The following is a 5,335-nucleotide window of genomic DNA, read 5'->3' as shown; positions in this document are numbered from 1 at the left end:
GCGTGATTTGTTTATGATAAATAAAAAAGATTGAAGGAGATTCGTGTCATGGATATTATCGAACTGACAGAGGCAACGTTTGACAGCGAGGTGCTGCAATCGAATCAGCTTGTCATCGTCGATTTCTGGGCGACATGGTGCACGCCCTGCCGTATGCTTACCCCCATTTTGGAGGAGATTGCAACGGAGCGAACGGACATCAAAATCTGTACGATCAATATGGACGAAGCAGAGAACATTGCCGAGACTTACGCGGTGATGAGTCTCCCCGCACTCCTCTTTTTCAGGGATGGAGAGTTGATCGAGGAGTGCATTGGTCTGGTCTCGAAGGATCGCATTGTATCGCTCCTGCCGGAGTAAAGGAGTTACGGACAAAATAACATCGTGCAAAGGGCTTGATCTGCCATGAGATCAAGCCTTTTTTCTGTCTATGCGTAAAGGCGTTGCCGCAGTGCCTCATAGAGAAGTGCCGTCGCTGCTGTCGCGACATTCAACGACTCGGCAGCCCCACGCATGGGGATGTGGATATGCTTTGCTACGCGCAGAAGTTCCTCCGACACACCGTTTGCCTCATTGCCGAGTACGATGAGCATGGAGCGACGCAGATCTGCCGCGAAGTACGTGGATGCCCCTGCATTGCATGCGGCTGCAAGAAATGCAAGCCCCTCATGCTCTGCAAAGTGAATCAGTTCCTCTGCCGTGACTTCGAGGGCAAAAGGCACATGAAAGAGGGAACCCATCGTCGCACGCACGACCTTTGAGCTATAGACATCCGCACAGCCGCGCAGGAGAATCACACCCGATGCCCCGACAGCGTCCGACGTCCGCAGAATCGTCCCGACGTTGCCGGGATCCTGTACGCGATCGAGCGCAATGTAGAGCGGCGATTCAGCCGTCTGCACGCCGCTATGGAGCAGTTCGAGTGAGGTCTTGCGCCGCTCCATTACGAGCAGAATGCCCTGCGGCGTATCCGTCTGAGATACTGATGAAAACAAGGACTCGGTGACAAGAGCAACGGGAACACTGCGTTCCACAAGCGTGTCGATGAGAACACGTACCCGCTCCCCCGTCATTGCACGCTCGGTCACGAGGGCATGGCGAATTCGCCAATCCGATGCCGCCGCCATCTCCGCAAGACGCAGCCCCTCGACGATGAAGAGTCCTTCCTTTGCTGCACGGCGCTGTGTGTGAACGATTGCATGGGTAAGACGAATGACGGTATTTTCTTTGCTTGTGATTGTCTGTATATTCTTCATAACAAAAAGGGACGCTTGTAGCGATACATCTGACATAAAGATGGGGACTGCTGCACGAAGCCAAAAAACTTCGTGCAACAGTCCCCCAACTCTTCTTACTGGTTCTCCTTCGCCACGGCGACAATCTGCGTAAATGCAGCTGCGTCAGCGACAGCGAGGTCGGCGAGCATCTTGCGGTTGACCTCGACGCCGGCGTTCGTCAGACCCGCGATGAGGCGGCTGTACGAGATCCCATTGGCGCGGGCAGCGGCATTGATGCGGGCGATCCAGAGACGACGGAATGTCCCCTTCTTTGCACGGCGGTCACGACGGGCGTAATAGAGCGCCTTCATGACGGTCTCATTCGCCTTCTTGAACTGCTTGCTACGCGAGCCGCGATAGCCCTTCGCGAGTTTCAGGATCTTCTTATGACGACGATGTGCTGTGACACCGCTCTTTACTCTTGGCATTGCAATTCCTCCTAGTTCCTACCCACATGGGGATGTTTTCTGTTGCCCCGATTATGCGTAGGGGAGCATCTTGCGGACGCGCTTGTAGTCCGACGTATCGGCAAGAGCGGCCTTGCGCAGGTTACGCTTGCGCTTCGGCGTCTTCTTCTCCAGAATATGTCTTTTGTACGCCTTGTTGCGGCGGAATTCTCCGCTCCCGGTTACACTGAAACGCTTTGCTGCAGCACGGCGCGTCTTAATCTTCGGCATCGCCATTTCCTCCTTTATCTTCCTTCGCGGGTTTGACGGTCTTCGTCGGCTTTTGCACCTTCGGGGAAAGGATCATGGTCATGTTCTTCCCCTCCAGTTTTGCACCGCGCTCAATGGTCACGAGCTGTGTCATCCGTTCGGCAACACGGTCGAGAACCGCGCGTCCGAGTTCCGGATGAGAGAGCTCCCTGCCGCGGAACATGATCGTCACCTTGACCTTGTTGCCCTCTTCGACAAAGCGAAGTGCATTCTTCAGCTTCACATTGAAGTCATGCTCGTCGATGTTCGGGCGCAGCTTGACCTCCTTGATACTGATGGTCTTTTGCTTCTTCTTCGCTTCTTTCTCGCGTTTCTGCTGCTCGTAGCGGTACTTTCCAAAGTCCATGATGCGGCAGACGGGCGGCTTTGCCTTAGGCGCAACCTCGACCAGGTCGAGATGCTGCTCCTCCGCCATGCGAAGGGCATCGCGCGTCAGCATGATGCCGAGCTGTTCTCCCTCCGCGCTGGTGACACGCACCTCGCGGATATGGATTTCCTCATTGATTCGCAAAGATTCCCTGCTTATGGCAAGAACACCTCCTGGTTCGGATGCACGCCTGAACGCCATCCGGTAATAGAAAAGGGCGGCACAAAGCCACCCTTGAAAAATCTTTCATTCGACCTGACACACAATATGCCCGCAGGTGAGAAGCGGTGGCTTCTGCTTGTAACAGATGCCATACTACCACAGATGCGGGTGCCTTGTCAATACTCCTGCGCGCGCGAGGCAATTTTTTCCTGCACGAGCACAATAAAGTCATCGACTGACAGGACAGTGCTGTCCTTCTCTCCGTACTTACGCAGGGCAACGGTGTGATTCTCCTGCTCCTGATCGCCCACGACGAGTGTGTACGGCGTTTTCTTGACCTGACTCTCGCGAATCTTGTAGCCGGTCTTTTCGTTGCGGTCATCTACCTCAACGCGGATGCCGAGATCAAACATCTGCCCCCGCAGTTCCTCGGCGTATGCCGCATGGCGCTCCGTAATCGGCAGGATGCGCACCTGTACGGGCGCCATCCACACGGGGAACGCCCCCGCATAGTTCTCGATCAGGATGCCGATGAAACGCTCGATCGAGCCGTAGACGACGCGATGCAGCATGACGGGGCGATGTTTCTCCCCATCCTCTCCGATGTAGGTCAGGTCGAACTTCTCGGGTAGACTCATGTCCAGCTGGATCGTACCGCACTGCCATGTGCGCCCGATGGAGTCACGCAGATGAAAGTCAATCTTCGGTCCGTAGAATGCGCCGTCGCCCTCATTGACGACGAAATCGAGTCCGCGGTTCTCGAGAGCCTTGCGCAGGCCGTCCGTCGCAAGCTCCCACATCTCATCCGATCCCATCGAGTCCTCGGGACGCGTCGAGAGCTCCGCCTTGTACGAGAGCCCGAACGTGCGGTAGACCTCGTCGAAGAGATCGATCGTGTGCTGAATCTCCCCCTCGATCTGATCGGGCGTGACGAAGAGATGTGCATCGTCCTGCGTGAAGTTGCGGACACGGAAGAGTCCGTGCAGTGCGCCAGACAGCTCATGCCGATGCACGAGTCCAAGCTCTGCGAGGCGCAGCGGCAGATCGCGGTAACTGTGCAGATGTGAGCGATAGACAAGCATACAGCCGGGACAGTTCATCGGCTTGATTGCATAGTCTTCCTCGTCGATCTCAGTGGTATACATATTCTCGCGGTAGTGGAACCAATGCCCCGAGGTCTCCCAAAGTTTGCGGCTAAGGATGACCGGCGTGCTGATCTCCTGATAGCCGTAGCGGCGATGTACCTCCCGCCAGTATTCGAGGATCGCGTTACGCAGAAGCATTCCATTCGGATGGAAGAACGGGAAGCCCGGCCCCTCCTCATGCAGACTGAACAGATCAAGCTCTCTCCCGAGCTTACGATGGTCGCGCTTTGCCGCCTCCTCAAGCATATGGAGGTAGGCATCCAGCTCCTCCTGCTTCTCGAATGCCGTGCCGTAGATACGCTGCAGCATCTTGTTCTTCTCGCTGCCGCGCCAGTACGCGCCGGCAATGCTCTGTAGCTTGAACGCCTTGACCTTGCCTGTCGAGACGACATGCGGCCCCGCGCAGAGATCCGTAAACTCGCCCTGTGTATAGGTGGTGATCGTTTCGTCCTCCGGCAGATCTTCGATCAGCTCGACCTTGTAGTTCTCGCCCTTCGCACGGAAATATTCGATTGCCTCCGCGCGCGGAATCTCGTGCCGCTCGGTTTTCAGATTCTCCTTGACAATCTTCTTCATTTCCTTCTCGATGTCGCGCAGATCGGCATCCGTCAGCTGGCGTTCCATGTCGAAGTCATAGTAGAACCCGTTCTCGATCGCGGGACCGATCGCAAGCTGCACATTGCTCTCCGGATAGAGGCGCTTGACCGCCTGTGCCATGATGTGTGATGCCGTGTGACGAAGTGCGTGACGCCCGCCCGCATCGTCAAACGTCAATACTTGAAATGCGGCGTCCTGTTTCACGGGCGTTGTCAGATCGACAACCTTCCCGTTAAGGCTCGCCGCAAGTGCTTTCTTTGCGAGCGAGTTGCTCATTCCCTTCACGACATCCAGCAGCGTCGTCCCCGCCTCTGCCTCACGAATGGAACCATCCGGCAGTGTCAGCTTTATCATAGAACGCTCTCCCTTCAAACTATACAAAAGCCCTGCCCCTGTGGGATAGGAAATCCATCCCCCAGGGACAAGGCAATCGGAAGCACCGATAAAATCAATGCTTCCGTAAGTTTCCACCCTAATCGGTAACGTCATTATAAGGCGCACGGGCGGCTGTGTCAAGGGATTTGTGCTCTGCCATCGCCTGCAGATGCTCGGTGGGTTCGATCACCGGTACGCGCAGACGACGTCCTGCAGCGACAGCGCCATCCGGTGCGAGTCCGTTCACCTCAATAATCGCCTCCTCGAGCTGCTCCACCATCGTTTCCTTCGTCGCGAACCTCCGTGCGATCGTCCATACATTCTCGCCGCGCGACACACTCACCTCAATAAACTCGGATGAGCGCAAGTACGGATTCGTCAGATGAAGCGCGGAAACACCCATCCAGATAAGAGCAAATACACTGAGAGCAAGACCGATGCGTTTCATCTTTACCTCCGTTTTATAAATATCCGTATATACATTCTCAAAACCTTTGTTCGGATATAGAATAACACAGAAAAGGTGTTCGGTCAATACTTTTCGAACGCATTTTTGCGAAATTTTTGTTCGCGGAATATGTTTTTGCAAAAGAAAAAGAGTTACTGCACAAGCGCCCCTATCGGCTCGCTACGCTCGCCACTTCCCCCGCTCTGGCGGGGGAAGCTAATATGCCATAATTCCAGCCTTCCCCGTTT

7 protein-coding genes are annotated in these 5,335 nt (G+C 55.2%); 1 reads left to right on the top strand and 6 read right to left on the bottom strand.

All coding sequences use genetic code 11. The features are described 5' to 3' along the window. Positions 1-48: 48 nt before the first annotated feature. The gene (trxA, locus tag HMPREF9081_RS05660) at positions 49-360 is read left to right on the top strand and encodes a thioredoxin (protein WP_006306105.1); all 312 of its coding nucleotides are present in this window, start codon (positions 49-51) and stop codon (positions 358-360) included. A 68-nt stretch (positions 361-428) separates the two neighbouring features. Here trxA and HMPREF9081_RS05655 read toward each other — a convergent pair whose 3' ends face one another. The 6 genes from HMPREF9081_RS05655 to HMPREF9081_RS05630 form a co-directional block, all read right to left on the bottom strand. Next, on the bottom strand, positions 429-1,256 hold the full coding sequence (locus HMPREF9081_RS05655; RefSeq protein ID WP_006306104.1) for a TrmH family RNA methyltransferase: 828 nt from the start codon (positions 1,254-1,256) through the stop codon (positions 429-431). Between the two features lie 95 nt (positions 1,257-1,351). Then, positions 1,352-1,705 carry a 50S ribosomal protein L20 gene (gene rplT, locus HMPREF9081_RS05650; protein WP_006306103.1) on the bottom strand — a complete coding sequence of 118 codons (354 nt, stop codon included), beginning with the start codon at positions 1,703-1,705 and terminating at the stop codon, positions 1,352-1,354. 51 nt (positions 1,706-1,756) lie between these two features. After that, on the bottom strand, positions 1,757-1,954 hold the full coding sequence (gene rpmI, locus HMPREF9081_RS05645; protein WP_040394614.1) for a 50S ribosomal protein L35: 198 nt from the start codon (positions 1,952-1,954) through the stop codon (positions 1,757-1,759). After that, complete coding sequence (gene infC, locus HMPREF9081_RS05640; protein ID WP_040394611.1) at positions 1,941-2,504, bottom strand: translation initiation factor IF-3; 564 nt, start codon at positions 2,502-2,504, stop codon at positions 1,941-1,943. The genes rpmI and infC overlap by 14 nt, the downstream gene beginning before the upstream one ends. 194 nt (positions 2,505-2,698) lie before the next feature. Then, on the bottom strand, positions 2,699-4,618 hold the full coding sequence (gene thrS, locus HMPREF9081_RS05635) for a threonine--tRNA ligase (RefSeq protein ID WP_040394607.1): 1,920 nt from the start codon (positions 4,616-4,618) through the stop codon (positions 2,699-2,701). Positions 4,619-4,736: 118 nt separating this feature from the next. After that, complete coding sequence (locus HMPREF9081_RS05630) at positions 4,737-5,087, bottom strand: LysM peptidoglycan-binding domain-containing protein (protein WP_040394604.1); 351 nt, start codon at positions 5,085-5,087, stop codon at positions 4,737-4,739. Between the last annotated feature and the right edge of the window lie 248 nt (positions 5,088-5,335).

This window comes from Centipeda periodontii DSM 2778 (assembly GCF_000213975.1).
GTDB lineage: Bacteria > Bacillota > Negativicutes > Selenomonadales > Selenomonadaceae > Centipeda > Centipeda periodontii.
This window is presented reverse-complemented; position numbering and strand designations above follow the sequence as displayed.